The organism is Brevundimonas sp. DC300-4 (genome assembly GCF_049897365.1).
Taxonomy (GTDB): Bacteria; Pseudomonadota; Alphaproteobacteria; order Caulobacterales; family Caulobacteraceae; genus Brevundimonas.
Window position 1 is genome coordinate 1 of the sequence record NZ_JAFCWC010000002.1, and the last position, 25,915, is coordinate 25,915.

Annotated in this window: 21 protein-coding genes and 1 tRNA gene; 11 read left to right on the plus strand and 11 right to left on the minus strand. The window is 66.8% G+C overall.

Annotated features, from left to right (window positions below):
* Nucleotides 1-131: 131 nt before the first annotated feature.
* Nucleotides 132-1,217 carry a recombinase family protein gene (locus tag ACP7AZ_RS03445; RefSeq protein ID WP_426036896.1) on the plus strand — a complete coding sequence of 362 codons (1,086 nt, stop codon included), beginning with the start codon at nt 132-134 and terminating at the stop codon, nt 1,215-1,217.
* A gap of 268 nt (nt 1,218-1,485) precedes the next feature.
* Here the strand turns inward: ACP7AZ_RS03445 and ACP7AZ_RS03450 are convergent.
* Both ACP7AZ_RS03450 and ACP7AZ_RS03455 read right to left on the minus strand, forming a co-directional pair.
* Nucleotides 1,486-1,561: transfer RNA gene (locus tag ACP7AZ_RS03450), tRNA-Ala, on the minus strand.
* A gap of 191 nt (nt 1,562-1,752) precedes the next feature.
* Nucleotides 1,753-2,217 (minus strand): TIGR02300 family protein, encoded by a 465-nt coding sequence (locus ACP7AZ_RS03455; protein ID WP_426036089.1) that lies wholly within the window; start codon nt 2,215-2,217, stop codon nt 1,753-1,755.
* A 133-nt stretch (nt 2,218-2,350) separates the two neighbouring features.
* On the opposite strand from ACP7AZ_RS03455, the gene aroA reads away from it, so the two are divergent.
* From aroA to mscL, 5 genes are all read left to right on the plus strand, one after another.
* Nucleotides 2,351-3,667, plus strand: coding sequence for a 3-phosphoshikimate 1-carboxyvinyltransferase (gene aroA, locus ACP7AZ_RS03460; protein WP_426036091.1), 1,317 nt, complete (start codon nt 2,351-2,353; stop codon nt 3,665-3,667).
* 49 nt (nt 3,668-3,716) lie between these two features.
* Entirely contained in the window at nt 3,717-4,367 is a 651-nt protein-coding gene (gene cmk / locus ACP7AZ_RS03465) for a (d)CMP kinase (RefSeq protein WP_426036093.1), read from the plus strand.
* A gap of 156 nt (nt 4,368-4,523) precedes the next feature.
* Nucleotides 4,524-6,227: a 30S ribosomal protein S1 gene (gene rpsA / locus ACP7AZ_RS03470; protein WP_425991855.1), complete on the plus strand. Its 1,704-nt coding sequence runs from the start codon at nt 4,524-4,526 to the stop codon at nt 6,225-6,227.
* 293 nt (nt 6,228-6,520) lie between these two features.
* On the plus strand, nt 6,521-6,811 hold the full coding sequence (locus ACP7AZ_RS03475) for an integration host factor subunit beta (RefSeq protein ID WP_426036095.1): 291 nt from the start codon (nt 6,521-6,523) through the stop codon (nt 6,809-6,811).
* Nucleotides 6,812-6,858: 47 nt separating this feature from the next.
* Nucleotides 6,859-7,278 carry a large-conductance mechanosensitive channel protein MscL gene (mscL, locus tag ACP7AZ_RS03480; RefSeq protein WP_426036097.1) on the plus strand — a complete coding sequence of 140 codons (420 nt, stop codon included), beginning with the start codon at nt 6,859-6,861 and terminating at the stop codon, nt 7,276-7,278.
* On the opposite strand, the gene ACP7AZ_RS03485 is transcribed toward mscL, so the two are convergent.
* The gene (locus tag ACP7AZ_RS03485) at nt 7,261-8,055 is read right to left on the minus strand and encodes a hypothetical protein (RefSeq protein ID WP_426036099.1); all 795 of its coding nucleotides are present in this window, start codon (nt 8,053-8,055) and stop codon (nt 7,261-7,263) included. The genes mscL and ACP7AZ_RS03485 overlap by 18 nt on opposite strands.
* 58 nt (nt 8,056-8,113) lie before the next feature.
* Nucleotides 8,114-9,232 (minus strand): N-acetyltransferase, encoded by a 1,119-nt coding sequence (locus tag ACP7AZ_RS03490; protein WP_426036101.1) that lies wholly within the window; start codon nt 9,230-9,232, stop codon nt 8,114-8,116.
* 147 nt (nt 9,233-9,379) lie between these two features.
* On the opposite strand from ACP7AZ_RS03490, the gene ACP7AZ_RS03495 reads away from it, so the two are divergent.
* From ACP7AZ_RS03495 to ACP7AZ_RS03510, 4 genes are all read left to right on the plus strand, one after another.
* The gene (locus ACP7AZ_RS03495) at nt 9,380-10,066 is read left to right on the plus strand and encodes an ImuA family protein (RefSeq protein ID WP_426036103.1); all 687 of its coding nucleotides are present in this window, start codon (nt 9,380-9,382) and stop codon (nt 10,064-10,066) included.
* Nucleotides 9,987-11,588, plus strand: a complete 1,602-nt coding sequence (locus tag ACP7AZ_RS03500) for a Y-family DNA polymerase (RefSeq protein WP_426036105.1) — start codon at nt 9,987-9,989, stop codon at nt 11,586-11,588. The genes ACP7AZ_RS03495 and ACP7AZ_RS03500 overlap by 80 nt, the downstream gene beginning before the upstream one ends.
* Nucleotides 11,585-14,935, plus strand: coding sequence for an error-prone DNA polymerase (locus ACP7AZ_RS03505; RefSeq protein ID WP_426036107.1), 3,351 nt, complete (start codon nt 11,585-11,587; stop codon nt 14,933-14,935). Before ACP7AZ_RS03500 ends, ACP7AZ_RS03505 begins: the two co-directional genes overlap by 4 nt.
* 413 nt (nt 14,936-15,348) lie before the next feature.
* Nucleotides 15,349-17,298, plus strand: coding sequence for a peptide MFS transporter (locus ACP7AZ_RS03510; RefSeq protein WP_426036109.1), 1,950 nt, complete (start codon nt 15,349-15,351; stop codon nt 17,296-17,298).
* A gap of 147 nt (nt 17,299-17,445) precedes the next feature.
* Here the strand turns inward: ACP7AZ_RS03510 and ACP7AZ_RS03515 are convergent, their stop codons facing one another.
* The 3 genes from ACP7AZ_RS03515 to ACP7AZ_RS03525 form a co-directional block, all read right to left on the minus strand.
* Nucleotides 17,446-19,479, minus strand: a complete 2,034-nt coding sequence (locus ACP7AZ_RS03515; RefSeq protein WP_426036111.1) for a TonB-dependent receptor plug domain-containing protein — start codon at nt 19,477-19,479, stop codon at nt 17,446-17,448.
* A 114-nt stretch (nt 19,480-19,593) separates the two neighbouring features.
* Nucleotides 19,594-21,660, minus strand: coding sequence for a TonB-dependent receptor plug domain-containing protein (locus ACP7AZ_RS03520; RefSeq protein ID WP_426036113.1), 2,067 nt, complete (start codon nt 21,658-21,660; stop codon nt 19,594-19,596).
* Between the two features lie 121 nt (nt 21,661-21,781).
* The gene (locus tag ACP7AZ_RS03525) at nt 21,782-22,321 is read right to left on the minus strand and encodes a hypothetical protein (protein WP_426036115.1); all 540 of its coding nucleotides are present in this window, start codon (nt 22,319-22,321) and stop codon (nt 21,782-21,784) included.
* Nucleotides 22,322-22,455: 134 nt separating this feature from the next.
* Here ACP7AZ_RS03525 and ACP7AZ_RS03530 point away from each other — a divergent pair, with 134 nt between their 5' ends.
* Nucleotides 22,456-23,406 carry a TraB/GumN family protein gene (locus ACP7AZ_RS03530; RefSeq protein WP_426036117.1) on the plus strand — a complete coding sequence of 317 codons (951 nt, stop codon included), beginning with the start codon at nt 22,456-22,458 and terminating at the stop codon, nt 23,404-23,406.
* A gap of 147 nt (nt 23,407-23,553) precedes the next feature.
* On the opposite strand, the gene ACP7AZ_RS03535 is transcribed toward ACP7AZ_RS03530, so the two are convergent.
* The 4 genes from ACP7AZ_RS03535 to ACP7AZ_RS03550 form a co-directional block, all read right to left on the minus strand.
* Nucleotides 23,554-24,237 (minus strand): hypothetical protein, encoded by a 684-nt coding sequence (locus ACP7AZ_RS03535; RefSeq protein WP_426036119.1) that lies wholly within the window; start codon nt 24,235-24,237, stop codon nt 23,554-23,556.
* A gap of 64 nt (nt 24,238-24,301) precedes the next feature.
* Nucleotides 24,302-24,544 carry a hypothetical protein gene (locus ACP7AZ_RS03540; protein ID WP_426036121.1) on the minus strand — a complete coding sequence of 81 codons (243 nt, stop codon included), beginning with the start codon at nt 24,542-24,544 and terminating at the stop codon, nt 24,302-24,304.
* 85 nt (nt 24,545-24,629) lie between these two features.
* Complete coding sequence (locus ACP7AZ_RS03545; protein ID WP_426036123.1) at nt 24,630-25,298, minus strand: hypothetical protein; 669 nt, start codon at nt 25,296-25,298, stop codon at nt 24,630-24,632.
* A gap of 154 nt (nt 25,299-25,452) precedes the next feature.
* On the minus strand, nt 25,453-25,803 hold the full coding sequence (locus tag ACP7AZ_RS03550; protein ID WP_426036125.1) for a helix-turn-helix domain-containing protein: 351 nt from the start codon (nt 25,801-25,803) through the stop codon (nt 25,453-25,455).
* Nucleotides 25,804-25,915 lie beyond the last annotated feature (112 nt).

The window sequence follows — 25,915 nt, forward strand, 5'->3', positions numbered from 1 at the left end:
ACCCTCCAACATCGGCGCTTGCAGCACCGCAAAATCGCCGCCTAAATATCGAACCCAGACAAGGCCAACTCTCCACTAAATCCGCACCCCGACTGTCCCAAAACATCTGACGACGTACAGACCACAAGCTCATCCCGAACCCCGCCGAAGCCGAGACGGTGCGGCTGATTTTTGAGCGGTATCAGGCGCTAGGGTCGATCATGGACCTTCAGGCCGAGCTTCGCCGTCAAGGCGTTCGGTCGAAGCTCCGGACCACTAAAACAGGGACGATTCGCGGAGGAGCCATCATCACGCCGGGCGCACTGCGCGGCATCCTGATGAACCCCGTCTACAAAGGGGCGCTCAAGCACAAGGAGAAGCTGGTCGAGGGCGCGCATGAGGCCATCGTTGATCCGGCGCTCTGGGAGTCGGTGAACGCCGCACTGCAAACCCGCAGCGGCTCGCTGTCTGACGACAAGGCCAAGGGAACGAGCGGCCTCTTATGCGGCCTCCTCAAGGATGACCACGGTCATACCATGAGGCCGGTGCACACCAAGGGTAAGACTGGCCAGCGTTACCGCTTCTACTCCTCGGTGGCTCTTGAGAATGGCAAGCGAGACGACGTCGGAAGCGTGAGCCGGATCTCAGCCGGTGTGATCGAGGCCTTCGTCTCGGATCTGGTGATGCCAAACCTCTCGCCAATTTGGCAGGCAACCTTGCCCGGCGATGAGCGGTTGCGCGCCGCCCTGGTCAAGGTGACGCTCGGCGAAACCCAGATCAGGATGCTGATGGGCAAAGGCACGATGGCGGGTGGCCAGACGATTACCGGCGCCGAGTGCAGCGAGCAGGCCGATGGCCAGCTTGAGTGGGTTGTCCCGGTTCAACTGAAGCATCGGCACAATGCGACCTTGATCCAAGCGATCGGTCAGTCGCCGTCGTCGGCGAACCGCATCGACAGGACGCTGCTGAGGAGTGTCGCAATGGCGCGGCGGTGGGCTGCCGACCTCCGGAGCGGTAGGTATGCATCCAGCGCCGATCTGGCGAAGGCCGAGAAGCTCTGCGTTCGATATCTGGGACAGGTGTTGCCCCTAGCCTATATGGCGCCGGACCTGGTCGAGCAGATTATTGAAGGACGCCAACCTCAGGCGCTCTCGCTGGGCGCCCTAATCGCGAAGCCCTTCCCAACGGATTGGGAGCAGCAGCGCCGCGTATTCATGGCGATCGGCGCCGTGGGCTAAAAGCCGACTCTCACAGCCGGAGAGACATTACATCCGCCGCCGGCTCGCCGGCGGCGGCTCAGTTCTGGCGCAATAGTCTCTGTGGGCAAGACGCGGCGAAACCGGAAGTCGGAATGACGGCCTGGAGAATGGCGACTTAATTCGCGGAGAGAGCCGCACAGAAACGCTCTCTGGGGACACGAAGGCCGCCGAGTTAACCGCCTCCGCTGCTGAAAAGAGTGGCCAGTCTCCCTCTTCCCCGGATTACCGGAAAAAGAGGGAGACTGATTGGTGGAGCTTAGCGGAGTCGAACCGCTGACCTCTTGCATGCCATGCAAGCGCTCTACCAGCTGAGCTAAAGCCCCAGACCTTAAGACGCTAGGTCTTTCGGTTGGTCCGCCGGGTCTGGTGTGGCCCCCGGCGAGGCGGCGGAACCTATGTCGGGTCGTTTTTCAGATCAACCCGGTTCCGGATTTTATTTTCGACTTTCGCGAAGGCCCGGGGACGGACCGAAATCCGCCCCCGAAATCCTTTGGAAAACAGGCCTCAGGCCGATCTAGTGATCGTCGTCCTTGCTGCCCTTGGCGATGTCGCCGTCGAAGGCGTCGTCGTCTTCGTCCTCGATGAAGGGAACGGAGTCGTCGTCATCGTCGTCGTCCGCCAGGACGTCGTCGTCGCCATCGGTCGTGCCCATGCCGGCTTCTTCGGACGGGTCTGCGGTCGTGTCGTCCTCGTCGTTGGGCGTCAGGATCGGCTCGTGGCCTTCCTGATCGATTTCGGGGGTGACGACTTCCTCTTCTTCATCCTCGTCATCGGTCGGCTTCTTCTCGACCACCTGATCTTCGGCGTCATCGGCGGCATAGCCGCCCGGACGGCCGCGACGGCTGCGCAGCTTGATGGCTTCTTCGGGATCGAACTCGTGCTCGCACTTCGGGCAGTGCGCCGGGCGACGGCCCAGGTCGTAGAATTTGGCCTGGCAGTTCGGGCAGACCTGCTTGGCGCCAAGTTTGGGATCGGCCACGGGTGATGGAGACCTTTGGATGGAGGAGGGGATTTCGGCCGCGTCCCTTGCCACCATGGGGGGCCGCTGTCAAAAGCCGTCTTTGGCGTGGCCGTGGTCCGCTCCCTCCCACATTGCATCCTGCGGAGCCTCCGTGGCCTCCAACGCCCCCCATCTGACCGCGCGTCCCGGCCATCCCTTGCGAGGGATCGTGCGCGCCCCCGGCGACAAATCCATCTCTCACCGCTCGATGATCCTGGGCGCCATGGCGACCGGCGTGACAGAGGTCGACGGCCTGCTGGAAGGCGACGACGTCCTGGCCACCGCCCGCGCGGCCGAGGCCTTTGGCGCGACGGTCGAGACGCTGGGCGGCGGGCGCTGGCGCATCACCGGGCGCGGCGGCTTCCAGACCCCGGCCGGCGTCATCGACTGCGGCAATGCCGGCACCGGCGTGCGGTTGTTGATGGGGGCGGCGGCCGGATATCCGATCTCGGCCACCTTCGACGGCGACGGTTCGCTGCGGTCGCGGCCGATGGGCCGCGTCACCGACCACCTGACCCGGATGGGCGCGCGCTTCGCCTGGAGCGGCAAGCCGGGCCTGTTGCCGGCGACCCTGACTGGCGGAACGCTCCACGCCATCGACCATGTCCAGACCGTCGCCTCGGCCCAGGTGAAGTCGGCCATCCTGCTGGCCGGGCTGAACGCAGACGGCGTCACCTCGGTGACCGAGCCGGAGAAGAGCCGCGACCACACCGAGCGGATGCTGCGGGCCTTCGGCGCGACCGTCGATGTCGAGGACGACGCCGAGGGCTGGGTCATTCGTCTCAAAGGCGGCCAGCCCCTGACGGGGACCACCGTCTCCGTGCCGGGCGATCCCTCCTCGGCCGCCTTCCCCTTGGCGGCGGGGCTGATCGTTCCGGGATCGGAAGTGACCGTTGAAGCGGTCATGCTGAACCCGCTCCGCACCGGCCTGTTCGACACCTGGGTCGAGATGGGCGCGGACCTGACCATCGCCAACCGCCGCCTCTCGGGCGGAGAGGAGGTCGGCGACATCACCGCGCGTCACTCCGCGCTGAAGGGCGTCATCGTGCCGGAGAGCCGCGCCGCCTCGATGATCGACGAATATCCGATCCTGGCTGCCACCGCTGCTTTCGCAACGGGCCGGACCGTCATGCGCGGCGTCGGCGAGATGCGGGTCAAGGAAAGCGACCGCATCCGCCTGATGGTCGACGGACTGCGGGCCTGCGGCGTCGCCGTGGAGGAAGAACCTGAGGGTTTCATTGTCGCCGGAGGCCCAGTCCCGGGCGGGGCGACGGTCCACACCGCCCACGATCACCGCATCGCCATGAGCCATCTGGTGCTCGGCCTCGCTGCCGCGAACCCCGTCACGGTCGATGAGCCCGACATGATCGCCACCTCCTTCCCCGGCTTTGTCGAGATGATGCAGGGGCTTGGCGGCGACGTCGGGTGACACAGCGTTCACTGGCGTCCGCCGTCGGTCTGTGCTTCGTCACACCGGAATGAGCAATCCGTTCGTCATCGCCGTCGACGGGCCCGCCGCCTCGGGCAAGGGCACGATCGCCTCGCGTCTGGCGCGCGAGTATGGCCTGCCGTTCCTCGACACGGGCCTGCTGTACCGCGCCGTGGGTCTGGACGTGCTGACCGGTGGAGGCGACCTCGGCGACGCCAGGGCGGCGGAGGCCGCAGCCCGCGCCCTAGACGCCGGGCGGCTTTCGGACGATGCGGCCCTGACGAGCGGGGACGCCGGCGAGGCCGCCAGCCGGGTCGCGGGCTTCCCCGGCGTCCGCGCGGCCCTGCTGGATCTGCAACAGGCCTTCGCGCGTCAGGCGGGCGGGGCGGTGCTGGACGGGCGCGACATCGGCACGGTCATCGCCCCCGAAGCCCAGTCCAAACTGTTCGTCACCGCCACGCCCGAAACCCGCGCGCGACGCCGCTGGCTGCAGCTGAACGGTCGCGGTGATCCCATCACCTACGAGGCCATGCTGGCCGATATCCAGCGCCGCGACGAACGCGACGCGGGCCGCGGCTCGGCCCCCATGGTCCAGGCCGGGGACGCGGTCTTGCTGGATACGACCGATATGGATATAGAGGCGGCCTTCGATGCGGCCCGCCGTATCGTCGAGGCGGCGCGAGCGAAACACGGCCTCTAGGCTCGTTTCGCAAATCCAGCGCTCCGTCCTCGGCTTCCGCGGGCGCTCTGGTTCAGCTGAGCCTCGCGTCCCACGACCGACTTCCCATTCCAACTTTCACCTCGCGCGGGGCCGTTCGGTCGCGCGCCACAGCCCTATCGGAAATACCAGAGCTTCATGTCTGATACCCTCAACCCCACCCGCGACGACTTCTCCGCCCTGCTCGACGAGCAGCTGCAAGGCCGCGACCTCGGCGAAGGCCAGGTCGTTCACGGCCGCGTCGTCGGCATCGAAAAAGACATCATCATCATCGACGTCGGTCTGAAGACCGAAGGCCGCATCCCCGCCCGCGAGTTCGGTCAGGGTGAAGGCGCCGTCATCCCCAAGATCGGTGATGACGTCGAAGTCTACCTGGAGCGCGTCGAGAACGCCCTGGGCGAGGCCGTCATCAGCCGCGACAAGGCGCGTCGCGAAGAAGCCTGGACCCGTCTGGAAGTCGTGTTCGCCGAAGGTCATCCGGTCAACGGCGCCATCGTCGGTCGCGTCAAGGGCGGCTTCACCGTCGACCTGGGCGGCGCCTCGGCCTTCCTGCCCGGCTCGCAGGTCGACATCCGCCCGGTGCGTGACGTCGGTCCGCTGATGGGCAAGGAACAGCCGTTCCAGATCCTCAAGATGGACCGCCCGCGCGGCAACATCGTCGTCTCGCGTCGTGCGATCCTGGAAGAAGCCCGCGCCGAACAGCGCACCGAGCTGGTCGGCCAGCTGCAAGAGGGTGAAGTCCGCGACGGCGTCGTCAAGAACATCACCGACTACGGCGCCTTCGTGGACCTGGGCGGCATCGACGGCCTGCTGCACGTCACCGACATGAGCTGGAAGCGCGTCTCCCACCCGTCGCAGGTTCTCGCCGTCGGCGACACCGTCCAGGTCCAGATCGTCAAGATCAACCCGGACACCCAGCGCATCTCGCTGGGCATGAAGCAGCTGCAAAGCGATCCGTGGGACGGCGTCGAAGCCAAATACCCGCCGGGCGCCAAATACACGGGTCGCATCACCAACATCACCGACTACGGCGCGTTTGTTGAGCTGGAAGCCGGCGTCGAGGGCCTGGTGCACGTCTCGGAAATGTCCTGGACCAAGAAGAACGTCCACCCCGGCAAGATCGTCTCGACCTCGCAGGAAGTCGACGTCGTGGTTCTGGATGTCGACGCCTCCAAGCGCCGCATCTCGCTGGGCCTGAAGCAGGCCCAGGACAATCCGTGGGACGCCTTCGTCGCCGCCAACCCGATCGGCTCGACCGTCGAGGGCGAGGTAAAGAACGCCACCGAGTTCGGCCTGTTCATCGGCCTGGACAACGACATTGACGGCATGGTGCACCTGTCCGACCTCGACTGGTCGGTCTCGGGTGAGGAAGCCATCCAGCGCTACCGCAAGGGCGAGATGGTCAAGGCCAAGGTTCTCGACGTCGACGTCGAGAAGGAACGCGTCTCGCTCGGCATCAAGCAACTGGGCGGCGATCCCGTCGGCGAAGGCGACACCTACAAGAAGGGCCAGACCGTCACCCTGACCGTCACGTCCATCGAGTCGGGCGGCATCGAAGTGAAGTTCGGCGAAGACGACGCGCCGGTCTCCTCCTTCGTGCGCAAGTCGGACATCAGCCGCGACCGCAACGAGCAGCGCCCCGAGCGTTACGCCGTCGGCGACCGCGTCGACGCTCAGATCACGGGCATCGACAAGGCCACGCGCCGCGTCTCGGTCTCGATCAAGGCCCTGGAAATGGCCGACGAGAAGGAAGCCATCGATCAGTTCGGGTCCTCGGACTCGGGCGCCTCGCTGGGCGACATCCTCGGCGCGGCCCTGCGCGAGAAGGCCGGTAAGGAGTAATCCTTCCGATCTGATCGGGCGTCAGGCTCACCAAGAAAGAAGGGCGGCCGGAGCGATCCGGCTGCCCTTTTTCGTGTGTGTTCGCGCCGGCGAAAATGCCATTTCCGCAAGCGGTTGCAACCCGACCTGGCCGGGCTCTCCGTGTACGGTTGCCGACATTTAATGATCTTCCCTGACGGAAACTGACGATCAGGCCTTTTTCGCTCGCCGGGCGAAGGCTAGGGTGTCCCCGCAACCCGATTGAAGTTGCACCAAATTTGCTCGCGTGAGCAGGAAGGGTCGGGGGCCTGGCGATGATTAAGTCTGAGCTCATCGAGAAGCTGGCGGCTGAGAACACGCATCTGACCCACGCCGAGGTCGAGCGCGTGGTCAATGTCGTGCTCGGACGCATGACCGAGGCCATGGCCGAGGGTGGCCGTGTCGAGCTTCGCGGCTTCGGGGCATTCTCGGTTCGCGCCCGGCCTGCGCGGGCGGGACGCAACCCGCGAACCGGCGAGACCGTGGACGTTCCCGCCAAGTCGGTCCCGTTCTTCAAGAGCGGTAAGGAGCTGCGCGAGCGGCTCAATGCATCCGGGGACGACTGAGCCCGGTCTGTCACGAGCCCGCCCGACGAAACTGAAGGGGAGACGCCGTGAGCCTGCTGAGCGAGTTCAAGGAGTTCGCCGCACGCGGCAACGTCATCGACCTGGCGGTCGGCGTGATCATCGGCGCCTCCTTCGGCAAGATCGTCACCAGTCTGGTCGAACAGGTTCTGATGCCGCCGATCGGCCTGTTGCTCGGCCGGGTCGATTTCTCCGAACTGAAATGGGTGCTGGCGCCCGAAAATCCGGCCACGGAAGCGGTCGAGGAGGTCGCCATCCAGTATGGCGCCTTCATCAACACCTTGATCCAGTTCGTGATCGTAGCCTTCGTGGTCTTTCTGGTGGTGAAGGGCATCAACCGGATGCGCCGCGCCGAGGTGGCCGCCCCCGAACCGGCGACGCCGCCCGCCCCGACCCCGACCGAGGCCCTGCTGGCCGAAATCCGCGACGAGCTAAAGGCCCGGCCCTGAGCGCGGGCGGCGGGTTCTGCTGCCCGTGACCACCAGATCAAGCACGCGTCCTTCGGCCGCCGCCATATCAGTCGCGTGAACCCTGACGCCGTCGACGACGCCGGCGACGATCTGCCCGTCTTCTGGGTGTGGTGGGATCTGGTGTTCAGACCGACAGGCTGTGTATCGGCCTCCGGAGACGAGGCAGCTGATCGAGACCTGGAATGTCGGTGACGCCCGGCGTTCGATCACGCGATCCGGCACGATAGGTCGAGGGAAGTCGGTCAGGAGCTCCCCCACGCTGGGAACCAGGTCCCGGTCGTTCGTTGTCGGATAGCCGCAAGCCTCGAGAACGGCGTCGAGACCGTGTGAACTGGCAGGCAGGTCGACTTGCAGGCGCACGGATGTGGATGCGCCGCCGTCCGCACTGAGCGTGAGCCGCCCGCCGCCTTTGAGGAGCCGAAGTAGACGTGGATCGCTGCCCGCAGTGAGCGTCGTGCCATCGTCATGGCGGGTCCAGGAGGCTCTTCTCGCCGGGCCGTCGGACAGGCGAACATCGTACCAGGCCTGACCCGGCGCGGCTCGGGGCAGGCCCAGGATCGCGACCTCCAGCACCCGGGACCGGCATTGAGCGACCACGGTCACGCCCGTCGCGTATTCGACCGACGCCACGGTCAGATCCTGACCGGCGTCTCCCGCCAGATCCCAGTCGTCATCGGACTGGGCGAGGGACGGCGTCGCGGCCGCGAGCAGGCTCGTTACAGCGAGACAGGGCAGGGTCGCACGGCGTGGCGTCATGTCGTCCTCCGTCGTGATCCTAACGCGCAACGCTTGCAGGATGATATCGGACCCTTCGTCAGGCCGCCCGCCGCTCATCCCCGGTCACGGGCACAGGTCTCAAACAGATGCCGTAGTCGCCGTCGAAAGGCGTCGGGGACCAGGTGTCGACGCCCGGCGTATCGGGGTCGAACTTCACATGACAATGCCCCCAGCCGCCCTCGCGACGGGCCATATCGGCCAGCGGGCCCAGGCGACGCAGCAGGTCCGGGCTGACCATCTGTATGCGGAGCTTCGCCGCCCCGAGGTTTCGCGCATTGGCCAGGAGGGCCTGCATCAAGGCCGGGACGGCGCGCGGTTCATCCTCCCGCGCAACCAGGTCGAGGATCTCCAGCATCGGCGGCTCGATCGGATTGCCCTTGGACATTACTACCATCGCATAGCCGCCGATGGTCTCGCCGCGGCTGAAGGCCAGTAACAGGGGCCGCAGGGTCAGGTCGGGATCCGCCAGCCGCCAGCGCAGCATGGCCGGACTGCGGTCGGCGATCAGTCGGCCCTCGGCCTTCAACGCCTCCCAGAAGTCCGCGTATCGCGACAGGTCGGCCAGGTCGGTCAGGGCGGTCACGCCCGTCGGCAGGTCTAGGGCGTCGGGATCTCGCAGGCGCGGGTTCAACAGTCGCTCGTGTCGCGCCTGCGTCAGACGCGGGGCGTGACGGTCGATCTCGCGCCACAGCCGTCCGCCGGCGCAGGCCAGGGCATCGACCCGCCAGGACAGTTTCACATCGTGCGTTTCCTGCGGCCAGGCGACCAGGCCGTGGCGCCTGTAGAGCGGGCTGGATGCCGGATTGGCGTTGAAGGTGTAGAGGGCGAACAGGTTCCTCTGTTTCGCGAAGGCGGCCAGCAGTTTCCGGCTGTGGCCACGCGCCCGTGGCGTAACGATGATCGAGAATCCCGTGGCGCCGTGGATCGTCCGGTCGCCGTAGTGGAAGCGCTGAACGAAATTGCCGGTGAAGCCGCAGGGTTCCCCATCTTCGGCCTCCAGCAGCCAGCCGGCCGGCGCGTTCGTCTCCTGCAGCGCCGGATTGCTCGCCAGCCAGACCCAGCCGGCCTCCGAGCGATTGGGCCAGCCCACGGAATGATGCAGGGCGTTGACGGCGCCGTGGTCCTTCGAGTCGATGGGTCGAACTGAAAAACTCATTGGTCTGGTTCCAGAGCGATACAGGCCGCCCCCTCCACCGAAAGTCCTGCACGAGGCAGGCCAACAAAGACATGCTTAAGTAGAGCGGGCGGGGAATCTTCCTAGCGGAGCGATTCCGGTTTGACTCCGGCGACGACGGAACAAATAATGAACATGGAGTTTTCTATCGCCATGTCCGCCCGTCCGCCGCCAGAGTCAGAAGCCGTCCCGCCGCCCCTTTCGCGACTGTCCGAAGGGCTGGAGGAGGTGTGCGCGGCGGGCGCGCGCGACATGGCGGCGGCCCTGGCCTTCACCCTTGGCAGGGCTGTGGTCGGCGAGGGGCGGGGCGTTGTCATGAGCGCGACCCGGGCGTGGCTGGGTGAGAACGGACGGCCCTATGGTCCCGGTCTGGCGGGCTTTCGGACGCGCGACGCCTTCGTCCTGATCGAGACCCGGACGGAGGCGCTGGCTCTGTGGGCCATGGAACAGGCGCTGCGGTCCGGCGGCGCCGCCCTGGTGATCGGCACGGTCGACGGAGCCGAACTGGCCCAGACCCGGCGGCTGGAATTCGCCGCCCGCGACGGGGGTTGTTCCGGCCTTCTGCTGCGCGCCCGCTCCGGCGACCTCAGCGCCGCGCGTCGGCGCTGGCGCATTACAACTCTTGCGGGCAATGGCGACGCCTTCGACGAGCGCGCGCCGGGGCGGATGACGATCCGTGCCGAAATGACCCGCAGCCGGATGGAGCGACCGGGCGTCTGGATGCTGGAGCAGGATGATGAGACGCATCGTCTCCGTCTGGCTGATCGACTGGCCGGTGACGGTCTGGACCCGATCGGCCGGACCCAATACGCCTGAGTCTTCCCGGCCTGACCCTTTCGCGGCGGGGGCAGGGCCGCTGGCCCTGATCCTGCGCACGGCGCGGGGGGCGGTGATCCATGCCCTGAACCCGGCCGCCCGGACCCTGAACCTGTCGCGCGGCCAGACCCAGGCCGACGCCCTCGCCATGGTCCCGCATCTGGCCTGTCATCCCGCCGATCCCGCCGCCGACCTGCGCGCGCTGGAGGCCCTGGCCGTCTGGGGCGAGCGCTGGTCTCCGGCCGTTACCGTCGATCCCTCGGAAGGCGGGCTGGAAGGGCTGTTCCTCGACCTGACCGGCGCGACCCATCTGTTCGGCGGCGAGGACGGGGTGATCGCCCGTATCGAGCAGCGTCTGGCCGAGGCCGGCATTCGCGCCCGCGCCGCCATGGCCCCGTCTCCCGGCGCGGCCTGGGCCCTGGCGCGCTGGGGCAATGCGACCCGCATCGCCTCCGACGCGGACGTGCGCGAGGCTCTGGCCCCCTTGCCGGTCGACTCCCTGCGCATCGACGACGCCGCCCTGAAACAGACGCGGCGGTTCGGGCTGAAGCGGATCGGGGATCTCTATCCCATGCCACGCGCAGGTCTGGCCCGCCGCTTCCGCGACGGCGCCGGGGTCGGTCTGGTCCGCCGTCTGGATCAGGCCCTGGGCGCCACGGCCGAGGCCCTGATCCCCACCCGCGCCCCGCCTCGCTATCGCGGCTGGGAAGCCTATGCCGATCCCCTGACCGACACGGCCGGGATCGAGGCGCGCCTGCCCGGGCTCGCCGAGAGCCTGGCCCGGACCATGGAGAGCGACGGGCAGGGGGCGAGGGCCCTGACCCTGACCGCCTTCCGTGTCGACGGCCGGGCCAGCGCCGTCTCGGTGCGCATGGGGCGGGCGCTGCGCGATGTCTCCATCTGGATGCGGCTGTTCCGCGAGACGGGGATCGAGCGGATCGACCCCGGCTTCGGCATCGACGCCCTGATGCTCACTGCCGACGTGACCGAGCCCATGGTCGCGCTCCAGGTCTCCATGGGCGAGGAGCCGCAGGCGCGTCACGCCGAGGGCATGGCCGCCCTGATCGACCGGCTGTCGGCGCGTCTGGGCGAGGCCTCGGTGCGGGTCGCGACGCCGCAGGGGTCGTGGATGCCGGAGCGGGCCGAACGCTGGGCGCCGGCCCTGACGTCCGCCCCGGTCAGGGACAGGCACGATCCCGGCCGGGCCCGCCCCCTGCTGTTGCTCGACCCGCCCGAGCCGGTTGAGACCCTCGCCGACCTGCCCGACGGCGCCCCGGCCCGGTTCACCTGGCGGCGCGTGACCCGCCGCGTGACCCGCTCCGACGGCCCCGAACGCCTGTCGCCCGAATGGTGGCGTCCCCGCCCGGACGGCCGCCAGTCCCGTACCCGCGACTACTACCGCATCGAGGACGACCAGGGCCTCCGCTACTGGCTGTTCCGCGAAGGCCTCTACGGCGCGGAATACACAGGCGCGGAGGACGAGCGCGCCCCCTCATGGTGGATGCACGGGATGTTCCCGTGACGGGCCGGCCCCACCCCGACTGGAACGGCGAGTACGCCGAGCTCGGCGCCATGACCAACTTCAGCTTCCTGGAGGGCGCCTCCCATCCGGGGGAGATGGCGATGCAGGCGAAAGCCCTGGGCCTCGCCGCCGTCGGCGTCGCCGACCGCAACACCCTGGCCGGAATGGTCCGTGCCCTGATGGGGGCCGAGGACCACGCCATCCGTCTGGTCGTCGGGGTCCGGCTGGGCTTTCTCGACGGGACCGAACTGATCGTCTTCCCCCGCGACCGCGCCGCCTACGGCCGACTGTGCCGCCTGCTGACCCTGGGCAAGAGCGAGGTGCTGGACGGGCCCTCGACCAATGTCGTCCCTCTGCGACCGGATGTCGTCGTGGACGGCGAGCCGCATGAGCCCGCCCCCGACCGTACCGCCAAGGGCGAGACCCGGCTGACCTTCGAACAGGCCGCGGCCCACGGCGAGGGGATGATCGCCCTCGCCGTCGCGCCCGAGGCTCCCGACACGGCGTTCGAGTCCCGCCTCCTGACGTGGCGCAAGGCTTGGCCCGACATCCTTTATCTGGCCGCCCAGCCTCTGTGGCGCGGCGACGACCGGGCGCGGCTGAACCGGCTAGCGGCGATGGCGAACCGGACCGGCGCCCCGATGATCGCCACCAATGCGGCTCTGTACCATCACCCCGACCGGCGCCCGCTTCAGGACGTCCTGACCTGCATCCGCGAGGGGACGACCATCGACGCCGCCGGCCTGCGCCTCCAGGCCAATGCCGAACGCCATCTGAAGCCCGCCTCCGAAATGGGCCGCCTGTTCAAAGGCCACGAGGCGGCGCTGGCCCGGACCATGGAGGTGGTGCGGGCCTGCATCTTCTCCCTGCGTGAGCTCAGCTATCAGTACCCGGACGAACCTGTGCCGGGGGGCTGGTCGCCGCAGGGTTGGCTGATCCGCCTGACCTGCAGGGGCGCCCGCGAAAAATGGCCGCGGGAAAACGGGCCGGTTCCGACCTCCGTGGTCAAGACGATCCGCAAGGAACTCCGTCTGGTTCGGGAAAGGAAATACGCGCCCTATTTCCTGACCGTCCACGAGATCGTCGCCTGGGCGCGGCATCCCGATCGCGACATTCTCTGTCAGGGACGGGGCTCCGCGGCCAACTCCGTCATCTGTTTCTGCCTCGGCATCACGAACGTCGATCCCACCGCTCAGGACATGCTGATCGAGCGGTTCATCTCGTCCGAACGCTCCGAGCCGCCTGACATCGATGTCGATTTCGAACACGAACGGCGCGAGCTGGTCATGCAGCATGTCTATGACCGCTACGGCCGCGACCGGGCCGGCATCGTGGCGACCATCATCCACTACCGGCCGCGCTCCGCCATCCGCGACGTCGGCAAGGCCCTGGGGCTGACCGAGGACGTCACCGCCCGTCTCGCCGACACCGTCTGGGGCTCCTACGGCGCGGAGGTGAAGGACGAACACGTCGATCATACCGGCGTCAGCCGCGACGATGTCCGCATGAAGCTGGCGCTCGACCTGACCGCCGAGCTGATTCAATTCCCCCGCCACCTGTCGCAGCACGTCGGCGGCTTTGTTCTCAGTCAGGGGCCGCTGTGCGAGATCGTCCCCATCGGCAATGCGGCGATGAAGGACCGCACCTTCATCGAATGGGACAAGGACGACATCGATCATCTGCAACTGATGAAGGTCGATGTTCTGGCCCTGGGCATGCTGACGGCGCTGAAGCGGGCTTTCGGCATGATCGCGCAGAGCTACGGGCGATCCCTGCAACTGCACACGGTGCCGAGGGAGGACCCCGAGGTCTACGAGATGCTCTGCAAGGCGGATTCCGTCGGGGTCTTCCAGGTCGAGAGCCGGGCCCAGATGGCCATGCTGCCCCGGCTGCAGCCGCGCGAGTTCTACGATCTGGTGGTCCAGGTTGCGATCGTCCGACCCGGTCCGATCCAGGGCGGCATGGTCCACCCCTATCTCAAGCGACGAACGGAGCGTCGGGCGGCGGAGGCGCGCGGTCATGTCTACGAGTTCGACATGCCGGGTCCCGCAGGCGGCGATCCGGACGAGTTGAGAAACGTACTTCGCAAGACCCTGGGCGTCCCCCTGTTTCAGGAACAAGCGATGCGGATCGCCATGGTCGCGGCCGAGTTCAGCGGCGGAGAGGCCAACGGTCTGCGCCGCGCCATGGCCACCTTCCGGCACATGGGCACGATCGGTCATTATGAGGATATGATGGTCGGCCGGATGATCGGGCGGGGCTATGAGGCCGAGTTCGCCCGGCGCTGTTTCGACCAGATCAAGGGCTTCGGGGAGTATGGCTTTCCCGAAAGCCACGCCTGTTCGTTCGCCTTCCTCGTCTACATCTCGGCCTGGGTGAAATGCGTCTACCCGGAGGTCTTCGCCGCCTGTCTTCTGAACAGCCAGCCGATGGGATTCTACGCCCCGGCTCAGCTCGTGCGTGACGCCCGCGAGCACGGGGTCGAGGTGCGACACCCGGACGTCAATGCGAGCGGCTGGGACGCGTCGCTCGAGGCTCGGGGCGAGGGTGAGGCCTGCGCCATGCGCCTCGGCTTCCGCTCCATCGACGGTTTCCGGGAGGCGTGGGCCGAGACCATCGTTCAGCAACGAGCCATCGCCCCCTTCCGCGATCTGGAGGACCTTCGCATCCGCGCCGATCTTTCCCCTCCCGCCCTCGACCGGCTGGCGGAGGCGGACGCCTATGGTTCGCTAGACCTGTCGCGGCGCCGGGGAATGTGGGCGGCCAGGGGGGCGGCGCCGGCGTCGACGGCGCCCCTGTTCGCGGCCATGGGGCTGGACGAGGCGGACGGGGCGCCCCCGGCCGCCCTGCCGCGCCTGACCGATGCGGAGGAGGTGGTCGGCGACTATCAGACCATCCGGCTGTCGTTGAAGGGCCACCCCGTCGCCTTCCTGCGCGAACGGCTGACGCGGGCCGGGGCGATGACGGCCGAGGCCTACAGGGCGGCGAAGGACAACCGTCGCGTTTCGGTCGGGGGAGTCGTGCTGGTGCGTCAGCGGCCGGGATCGGCCAAGGGGGTGGTGTTCCTGACGCTCGAAGACGAGACGGCCGTCGCCAACCTCGTCGTCTGGCCCGATGTGTTCGAGCGGCTGCGCCCCGTCGTCATGGGCGCGCGCATGGTTCTGGTCACCGGCAAGGTCCAGCGGGCCGAGGGGGTGGCCCATCTGGTGGTCGAGGACATGGTCGACTGGACACCCATGCTGGGCCATCTGTCCACGGACCAGACGCCGGGATCGGGCCACGCCCCGACACGGGGACGGCATCCGCGGGACGTGCGCATCCTGCCGGGATCGCGGGATTTTCACTAAGAGGTTCCATCTCCCTCTTGCCGCTCATCGTGGGCTTAAGTCTTTCTGGGATTAAACGGCGACAAGCGTCGGGGGCAAATCGGCCACACCCGACAGGCCGCGACGAAGCCCGCCATCGACTGCTCACGTCCAATCGAGCGCGACGGAGCCCTGCCGCCCCCACCCCGTCGCTGCGCGGTGACCCTCCCCCTCGGGGGAGGGAAAGCGCCCGCGACCCCGGTTCACCTGCGTTCATCGCCGCCTTGTGACGGTTCGATTATCCATAAGGCTTGTCCGGTCTTGCCCGGCGTGCTGCTTATGCGGGCTTGTGCGCGCCCGTTCGGCGCGGTGTTAGGGAGTGGGCGGTTGATCAAGACCGACGAGGGAGCCGTAAAAGGGCTTCGACGACTTACGAACAGTGCAGGGGGTCAGGCGTGAACATCGTCATCCTTCTGGGGGTGATCATCACCCTGGCGACCGGGCTTCCGGTCCTGCTTCAAATCCTCAAGACCCACCCCAAGGGGCTGCTGGTCTGCTTCTTCGCCGAGATGTGGGAACGGTTCTCCTTCTACGGCATGCGCGGTCTGCTGATCTTCTATCTGACCCAGCATTTCCTGTTCGATGACGGTTTCGCCTCGGGCCAGTACGGCTCCTACGCCTCCCTCGTTTACCTGTTGCCGCTGATCGGCGGCATTGTGGCCGACCGTTACATCGGCACGCGCAAGGCGATCATGTTCGGGGCGGTCCTGCTGGTCGCCGGTCACGGCATGATGGCCTTCGAAGGCAATCCCGCGACCCAGAGCCTGACCTATGGCGGCGCCGTCTATGAGATCCAGATCGACGGACGCGGCGAAACCCAGACGTCCCAGGTCGTGGTCGGCGGACAGCCGTACCACTTCACCCCCGCGGACGGCGGCGGCCTGACCATCACCGACCTGCCGGCCGGATCGGTCGTCCCCGGCACGCTCGCCGAAGGCAGTTACGAGCTGACCGCCACGCGCGATCCGATGGGCGTCAACATCTTCTACCTGTCCCTGTCCCTGATCATCATGGGCGTCGGCTTCCTGAAGCCGAACATCTCGACCCTGGTCGGACAGCTCTATCCGCAAGGCGATCCACGTCGGGATTCCGGCTTCACCCTCTACTACTACGGCATCAATCTGGGGGCCTTCTGGGCCGCCGTCCTGTGCGGCCTGCTGGGCCAACGTTTCGGCTGGAGCTGGGGCTTTGGCCTGGCCGGCATCGGCATGTTCGCCGGCCTGATCGTCTTCTGGCTGGGCAAACCCCTGCTTCAGGGCAAGGGCGAAAGCCCTTTCCCCGATCTGATCAAGAAGCCTGTCCTCGGTCCGATCAACCGCGAGGGGCTGATCTATATCCTGGGCTTCGTCGGCGTCGCGGCCCTGTGGTTCATCGTTCCGAACCACCAATTGGTCGGAGCAGGCCTGATCCTCTCGACGATCGCCTCGCTGGCCTTCATCACCTGGTTCATCGTCTTCAAGCTCAAGGGCGACAAGGTCGCGCGTGAGCGGATGATGCTGGCCATGGTCCTGGTGTTCGGCTCGGTGATCTTCTTCACCCTGTTCGAACAGGCGGGCACCTCGCTGAACCTGTTCGCCGACCGAAACGTCGACCTGTCCCTGACCAGCCAGGCCTACACCTTCCTCGGCATCCCGGTGGGCTCGCCGGACCAGGTGGCCGCCGCGGGCTTCTCGACCACGCAGTGGTGGGGCTGGATCGACACCTCGATGTCGGCCTCCCAGACCCAGTCGTTCAACGCGGGCTTCATCCTGATCTTCGCGCCGGTCTTCGCGGCGCTGTGGGTCTGGCTGGCCAAACGCAAGATGGACCCCAACCCGGTGGTCAAGTTCGGCCTGGGCATCATCCAGGTCGGCCTCGGCTTCCTGATCGTGGTCTGGGGCGCCCAGTCGGGCCTGGTGGACGACGCCTTCCGCACCCCGATCGTGCTGCTGGCGCTACTCTATATGTTCCACACCCTGGGCGAGCTGTTCCTGTCGCCGGTCGGACTGTCGGAGATCACCAAGCTGTCGGTGCCGGCCATCGTCAGCTTCATGATGGCCGTCTGGTTCATGGCGTCTTCGATCGCCCACTTTGTCGGCGGCATTATCGCGGGCGCCGCCGGGACCGAAACCGTCGGCGGCCAGGTGCTGGATCCGGAGGTGGCGCTGAACACGTCCCTGGCGTCCTTCAACCTGTTGGGCCTGTGGGGTGTCGGCATCGGCGTCGCCTTCATCGTCGCCAGCTTCTTCATCTCGAAATGGTCGAACGGCGTGAATGACCCGGACAACCACCCGGGACCGTCGCTGACCGATCGGGGTACGGAAGACGGCAGCGTCGCTCGCCCCGGAGCCACCACGACGGGCTGACCGCCTGTCGGCAAGACAAAGGGCGGCGTCCTCGCGGGCGTCGCCCTTTTTCACGCAAGGAGGTAGGAATTAATTCGGTCCACAGCCCTTTTGTCTCCAAGCCGGGCCGCCATTTGTGGTGACGGTCTTTGACATCGCCTGCCGACCCTACAGGGTCTTGCGAATCTGGATGAACAGCCAGGGGCTCATCCTCGTGCCCCGCTCCTCGCGGAACGAAAGAGGGGCGCTGTTGCGCGGGCCGGAATAGACGAGGCGTTCGCGGCGCTGCTCGCGGTCGGTGGCGTTGCCCAGGTCGAGACGGACGGTCAGGTCGGGCCGGGGCTTCCACTGGCCATAGACGGTCACGAACGGTTCTTCCTCGATGTTGCGCACTTCGCGGATCCGGTACTGGACCTGGTCGTCGAGATTGCAGCCGTGCTGGAACCCATACGACCAGCGGCCGCCCCCCAGATCCTGATTGAAGTTGATGCCGCACCCGAAGGCGATCTGGCCCGAGAAGCGGCGCCCTTCGCCGGTCAGAGGATCCGTCACGCTGGACTGAGAGATGGTGGCCCTGGCCACGAGGCGGGCATTGGGCAGGCCCAGCCGATCCATCGGCAGCGTGACCGCAATCTGCTGATAGCTGGACGAACCATCGCCAATATTTCCAACGGCCTCGAAGCCGCCGGTCAGGGGAATGACGTCGATCAGGTCTTCCCAACGCTTGAACTGGGCCGTCAGGGTCAGGGCGCCCTCGCCCCAGAAACGGCGCTCGTAGACGGCTTCAAGTACCCAGGCCTTGGCCGGCTCCAGTTCGGGGTTGCCGCCCTCGACCTGGTTCAGATCGACGTCGGCCGAGGCGACGAAATCCTCGAAATTCAGCTGATCGACTTCACGCTCGAGCCGCAGGCGCACCTGGTGGTCGGCGACCGGGGTCCAGGTCACCTGCAGGCGCGGCTTGGGATAGATGAAGGTCCTGGTCAGGTCGCTGTCGCCCGACTGGCTGATCTCCGACACCTCGACCCGCAGGGCCGCCTCGACGGTCAGCCTGGGATCGGGCCGCCAGCTCGTCTGGCCGAAGACCTCGCCGCGCAACTCCTCGACCTTCACCGAGGCGGAAGGCAGCGCCACGGGGACGCCGTTCTCGACATAGGTCGTGGCGCTGTCGAGGAAGTTGTAGGCCGCCTCCCCGCCGCCTTCGAAGGCCCAGCGATCTGACGGGCGGAAGCGCAGGACGGCCCGGCCAATGGTTTCACCGGCTGTTCCTTCGCCACCGAAGGCGACGCTGTTCAGGCCGGAGAAGGAGCGCGATTCGTCGTTGTCGACCTCGAAGCGCTGCAGACCGGTCAGTTCGAGCTCCGCGCGCTCGCCCAGGGCACGCGCCCAGTTCAGGCCCAGTTCCGCCTCGACCTCGTCGCCTTCGTTCTCGACCCTCTCGTTCCGGCCGGCTCCGGTGCGGATCAAGGTGTCGATCGAGTTTTCAGCCTTATGCCAGCCCAGCACGCCGTTGACCCTCAACCGGCCGCCGCCGCTTAGTCCCTGCCAGGCGGCTGTGCCCCGCACATCGCGGAACCGGTCCCAGCGGTCGAGATCGGCGGTCTGGATCGGGACGCCCGCGGCGTTGTAGCGACGACGATAGCCGTCGCCGGTGTCGTCGGTCCGGTCTGTGGTGGCGCTCAGCGAGGCCTCCAGCTGGCTTTCGCCCTCACGGCGGGACCAGGACGCCTGAAGCAGCGGCCCCAGGTGGCCGTCGGGATAGACGTAGGTATTGGCTTCCAGAACGGTCTGGATCTGAACCGTGCGCTTCAGCACGACATTGGCCACGACCGAGCGGCCCTGCATGTCGATGCTAGGAGCCCCGCCCCGGATGAGTTCGATTCGCTCCACGCTCGCAGCGGAGATCCGACGCAGGATCCCATCCAGACCGTCGGACTTGGAGGAGGGGCGGTCCCCGTCGATCAGGACGTTGCCGGCGGCGCCCGCGAAGCCCCGGGTGTTGTTGTTGCCCGTGTCCAGGCCGAAGCCCGGCAGGCGGGCGATCATGTCCAGCGCCGTATTCGGACTGCCGTCGGCGAAGAAGGCGGGTTCGAAGACGAGGACGCCCTGTTGCACCGTATCGACGGCTGGCGCGCCACTTTGGGCGGCGGCGGTGAACGGAGCCGCGACGAGTATCGTCGTCGCCAGCAAGAGCGTCTTGGTCATATGGAATCGTCTCCCTCGGAAGACCCTTACGGCCAGCTTCGTTCAGCGCCAGTTACAAGCGGTTCAGATGGAAAAGATTGCCGAAACAGTCGCGGCGATGCTGTGGCGGAGCGCTCAGAAAGTCTTGCGCACGCGGATCTGCCAGAAGGTTCTGGGGTCGATCGGGCGCACTTCGGTGAAGGCTATGGGCCGCGCGGGAGTCCGGTCCGCATACTGGATACGTTCGAGCTGGAAGTCGTTCCAGACATTGACCTTGACCATGACCGAGAGGGTCGGGGTCGGCTTGTATTCGACGAAGCCCTCGAAATAGTCGCTGCCGGTGAAGCCCGAGGTCTGGTCGGGGTCGTATGAAAACTGGCGCAAACCTTCGAGATAGGTGGCCGACCAGTTGACCTTCCAGCTGGTGATGTCCTGGGAGATGGTGAAGCCGGGCTGCGAGGCGCGCACGCCGGAGATCTGGCGCTCTCGGCCTGTCGTGGGATCTGTGACGGCCGTGTTGTTCCAGGTGTTGCGGAATGCGAACTGTCCGCCCGAGAAGCCGGTCCAGTCGAGCGGCACGACGACATTGACCGCCAGCTGGTCCAGTGTGCCGTCACCGATATTGCCGGTCGCCGACAGGTTGCCGGGCAGGGGCAGGCGGTCGATCACGTCGATGATCTCGTCGTGGCGATAGCCGACCGACACGATGCCGTCGCCGAGGAAGCGGCGTTCGTAGACCAGTTCGGAGATCCAGCGCTGTTCCGGCTCCAGATCGACGTTGCCGCCGAAGACCTGGTCGTCGCCGAGGTCGGCGGATGCGGCGAAGTCTCCGAAGTCGAGCTGGCCGAGCTCACGCTCGAAGCGGAAGCGAAGCTGGTTCTGGGGCATGGGCGTCCAGGTCACCTGAACGCGTGGCTTGGCGAAGAAGAAGCTCTTCTCCTGATCGGCATCGCCCGACTGGGTGATGGTCGAGGCTTCCAGCCGCAGACCGCCCTCGATGGTCAGGTTCGGCCGGACGCGCCAGGTCGTCTTGGCGAACAGCTCGCCCCGGGTCTCCTCGACCTTGATCTGGTCGGACGGAAGCGGAACAGCGACGCCGCCCTGGAGGAAGGCCTGATCGACCTCCAGCATGTTGTAAGCCACCTCGCCGCCGCCCTCGATGGTCATCGACGACGACCGTTCCCAGCGCAGCAGCGAGCGCAGGATGGTCTCCGAGGAGCTGCCTTCGGATTCGAACCGTTGCTCCGGGCTGACGACGGCGCCGACGCGGTTGTTGGAAAGCGACGCGTTTTCGAAATCCCCCCATTCGCGGATGAAACGCGTTTCCGAAACCAGGCCCTGACGCATCGGACGGGTGAAGACGGCGCCGACCTCGCCGCTCGTGCCTTCCTCGTCGAAGCGGTTCTCGCGCAGGGTGCCGGGCGCGTCCTGGCGGCTCCACTGGCTGTAGTCGTTCTGGCCGACCCGGCCCGTCAGGTCGATCTTGCCGCCCAGGAAGGCGTTGGCATAGTTGCCGCGAATGCTCTGTCCGCCGCCCTGCTGGTCGTTGAAATAGCCCTCGTCGCGCAAGACCGTGCCGTCGGGGCGGGTGCGGATGACGCGGCCGACGCCGTTGGAGTCGCTGACACTGACGCCGTCCGACAGGGTGAAGCCCATGACCCGTTGGCCGTCACGGGCGGTGAACTGATAGCTGCCGTTGGCGGCGTCCTGGCCCCCCTCGAACAGGAAGGCCGTACCGGTCAGGATATGTTCGCGGCTGGACTGGGTCCTGGTGATCACGTTCACGACGACCGAATAGCCCTGCATGTCGATGCCGGGCGCGCCGCCGCGAATCAGCTCGATACGCTCGACCTGGGCGACCAGGGTGCGGCCGAGGACGTTGGAGCCGGCGTCGTTCTTGGACGCGGGGCGGGCTCCGTTGATCAGGATATTGCCGACGGCGCCTTCGAAGCCGCGCGAGCCGTCGCCATCCTGGACCGAGAAGCCGGGGATGCGGTTGACCATGTCGAGCGCCGTGTTCGGGCGCTGGCCGGCGAAGAAGTCGGGGGTGAAGACCAGCACGCCCTGCTGGCTGGGGTCCGCAGCGGGAGCCGGAGTGGCCGAAGCCGTGGAAGGGGGCGCACTTTGAGGCGCGGTCTGCGCCAGGGCGCCGCCGGCGCTGAACATGATGGCCGTCGTGGCCAGAAGAATGGTCTTGGTCATCGCCTGGGGTTCCCCTCGTTGCTGGTGAGAGGTGTGACGACCGGCCGCATTCATCTCCAGTTACAAGCTGGACAGGTGGATTAAATCTCCGACAGCATTACAGGGCCGCAATCTTCGTGGCTTAATCTGGCGAATACTGAACCGGTCCAGTGTCGTCATTGGCGGCCGGCGATGCAGGACTTTGCGTAGCGGCGATTTCCAGCCGGTTCCAGCGTAGCGCGCGCTCCCCGGCGTAGTCCGGGCGGGGAGTGTCGAAGCCGAAGGCGCGGGATCCGTCGGCCAGGGGATCGGCGGGCGGGGTGGCGACCTCGATGCCCTCCCTGTCGATGACCGGTGTCGGCATGGGCATGCGAGGGGTGGCGTCGCCCAGGGACTCATCGCCGATCCAGGCGGGCGGCGGCAGGGTATCGTCGAGTGGCCGTTCGACGATCCGTTCCAGGGCGGCGCGGTCGAAGCCGTCATTGAGGGCGCCGACCTCCATGGTCTCGCCGGGCAGGACCTCGTGTTCGACAGGGGGGACCACGGCGATGGCCAGGCCCCGGCCGAGCGCCCGACCCGTTTCCGATCCGCCCAGCATGAAGGCGCCGGTTCCGATGACGCCGACCATGGCGACGGCGGCGAGGCCGAGGCGAACCTCGGTGCGGGACAGGGGATGGGCCATGGCGGTCGGGACCTGACGGACGGATGCGGCGTTAGCGGAACACGGCGGCGGCGGCGCGGTTCCGCCACCAAGGCCACGCTTGAGCCACAACCGATCCCGATATTCCAGTTCGGACATACGGAGAGAATTCGGACATGCGGAAATGGCTCACAGGGCTGGCGCTGCTTGCGACCCTCGCGGGGGCCGCGCCTGCGTTTGCCCAGGATCCCGTCTCCCGGGACGAAGACCGGGTCGAGGATGTCGTGGTCATCGCGCGCCGGGCCGGCGCGCCGATGTGGACGGTGAAACGGGGCGACAGCACCGTGATCCTGGTCGGATCAATCCGCGGCCTGCCGCGCGACTTCCAGTGGCGGCCCGAGGCGCTGGAAGAGGCGACCGGACGGGCTGACCGAATCCTCTACCCACCCTATGCCCGTGTCTCCGCCGGTGACCTCATGCGTCTGCTCTGGCGAAGCCGCACGATCACGCGATTGCCGGACGACACGACATCGGCGGACCATCTGCCGGTCGGTCTTCAGGCGCGTCTCGAGGCCGTCATGGTCGGGGAAAGGAACGAGGACTGGCGCCGCCGGAGCTTCCTGATCACCAGCGACGACCTGTTGAAGCGGGCGGGGCTGGTGCGGGGCGGCCGCGACGCCGACGATGTCGTCCGGGGCGCGGCCCGACGCGCCGATGTTGAGGGCGAGGCGGTCGGCTTCGTGCGGGGCGACGAAATCATCGACAATCTGATCACCCAGTCGCCGTCCGCCTATGAGCCCTGCATGGCCGCCAGCATTGCGGCGGCCGAGGCGGGCGGTGGCCTGTTCGCGGAACGGGCCGACGACTGGCGCAGCCTGCGCGTGGCCGAGGTGATCGCCAACCCTCTGGATGTGGCGTTGGGCCAGTGCTGGCCCTGGGGCGATCCGACGATCGGGCCGCAACTGCGAGGGCAATGGCTGACGGCCCTGTCGACGGCGCTGGACGCGCCGGGCGTGACCCTGGCCGTCGCCCCGCTGCGCCTGCTCGCAGAGCCCGGCGGGGTGCTGGACGGGCTGGAGGCGGATGGCCTGGACGTGCGGGGGCCGGACTGGACGGCGGAACCCTGACCGGACTCCAAAACACAGTCCGAAACGTCCGAAGCGACCGAACATTCGAGGGGATGGCGATGTCAAAGACCGTAACCGGTCACTCCTAGCAGGTCGCGGCGTCAGATCCGGTCGTGGGCCCCTGGACCATCGTCCGTCCGGTCGACGTTATCGTGCGATCAGCAACGGCCCCAGAGCCGATCCGGCCGGGACCGGCCTGGCCCAGACGGAGCCGTCGGATCGCCAGCCGGTGTCGATGTCGAAGGCGACTTCCCGTGTGGCGGCGGCGACGAAATCGATCAGCAGGCCAGGTCCGAAGGCGGTCTCCACGATCGAGCCGGGCGGCGTCGAATCGGTAGCGAAGAGCGCCAGGATCCGGTCGGTCGGGGCGAGCATCCCCATGGCGTGACCGTGCAGAGGGAAGACGCAGAAGGGAGCCATCTGGTCCGAGATCGTCCGGCACAGCCCCCAGCTCCAGGACTGATCGTCCCTGTTGATCAGGGCGGCGGTGTCAGGCAGGCCCGAGGCGGTGGCCGTCAACTGCCGGCCGTCGTTCAGCAGGGCCGTCTGGCCCAGCGCGGTATCGACCTGCGCGCCGACCACGACGACGGCGTTCGGCTCGATCTCGGTAGACGACAGATAGATGTTCAGCGTGTCTTCGAAGGTGAGCGTCGTCGTCTGCAACAGGTGCGTTCGCCTCAGCCAGACCAGCGGCGCGCCGCCCGCCGTCCCCGGGGCGCCAGACGCGAAGGGGCCGTGTCGGACGGCGGCGAACAGATAGAGGGCCATGTCCTCCCGGTTCAGCGACTGGACCGTGTGCGGGGACAGGGTGATCGTCAGATGGCGGGTCACAGCGCTCTCCGGAAGGACATGGAAGCGAGAGCGTCGGGGCGGATCAGGCCCGCCCCGACCGACCTCAGTAGACGCAGGACGGGCCGGAGGTTGAGTTGTTGAAGATCGTCAGGGTGTTTCCGTTCACCGGCAGGACGAAGCTGTGAACCTGATTGCCGGCAAACGGGACGACCACCGGCCCCTGGGCGGCCAGGGTGTAGGTGACGTTGCCTGTCGCAGGATTGGTCGTGGTCGCCGTGATGTTACCGGGGATGATGCCGCCGGCGAAGGCGTGCTGATGTCCCTTGAGGATGATGGTTTGGGGCATGGTCGTGATCCTTGATGAGAGGGAGAGAAAAAGGACGCGGACGTCCGATGGGGGCGGCCGCCCGCGCCAGGTTGGGCAGCAGGGGTCAGGAGTCCTCGATCAAGAGGGGCACCAAGCTCTCGTTCGCCTTGACCGGCACGCCCCAGGTGCCGCCGTCCCAGGCCCAGCCCTTGTTGATGTCGAAGGAAACGGCGCGGGTGTTGTCGGCGGTCAGGTCGATCAGCAGGCCCGACGCATAGGCCTTGTAGATCACCGTGCCGGTGTTGACGGTGTTGGAGGCGAACGTCAGCAGGACCTTCTCGATCGGCACCACGACATCCAGCATGTTGCCGTGCAGGGGGATGGCGCACATCGGATTGGCGGACCCGTTGTTCATCTGGGAGATGCCGGCCGTCAGGGCCATGCTGGACTGATTGAAGATGGAAATCGCCAGCGGCGTGCCTTCGCTGACCGGAGTCAGGTTCTGGTCCTCATCGACATTGGCGGTCTGGCCCAGATTGATGTCGACATTGGCGCTGGCGTCGATGACGCCGTTCGAGATGATCTGATCCGTCGAGATGTAGGCCTGATACTGCTCGGTCCATTTGACCCTGGTGGTGTTCAGAAAATTCAGATCGGTGAACCAGACCAGCGGCGCGGCGCCGACCACGGTGCTCTTGACGGCCTTGAAACCGTACAGGGCGTAGCCGCCATCTTTCAGCTCTTTGACGGTCTCGGGGGACAGGGAGATATCGATTTCGTAGGGCGTGGACATGGAGGATCTCGTGGCGAAAGGTCGCCCCGGCAGGGCCGGGCGTGGATGGCGAAATGCAATCCATGCGATAATACTCGCCGCTATTTACTACCTTAGGTAGAGTTGTTCCTTGTGTCCCACACACGAAAGCGGGCGACCTCTTGCGCGCGGCGCGTCAGGGGTGGTCCAGGACGGGTTTGAGAATTTTGACGAGGCCGACCAGCGCGTCGATCGCTTCAGAGGCCCGATCTTCGGACAGATCCGCCAGAAGTTCCCGGGTCAGCCGATCGAGCTTCGCCTCCTCGTCCCGGTGGGCATGGACATGGCCGCGCCCGGTCAGGAGCCAGTCCAGGGAGACATCCAGTGCGCGACAAAGTTTGACGGCGTTGTCCAGCGAGATCGACGGACCCCGGCGCCAGCGGCTAATGGCGCTCTCATCGACGCCCAGCTCGACGGCCAGCGCGTATGACTTGTGAATCCTTTGCGCTTTCAGCGCCTGATCCAGTCGTTCCTTCCAGTCCTGCATTGTTCAAGCCCCGCATCGCGCCGCGTCCCGAGGCATTCGGGCCGACCTGCAGGATCATAGAACATTTAGTGAACATCGGGGAACCGCAAGGCGAAGACGGGTGTGTTCGGGA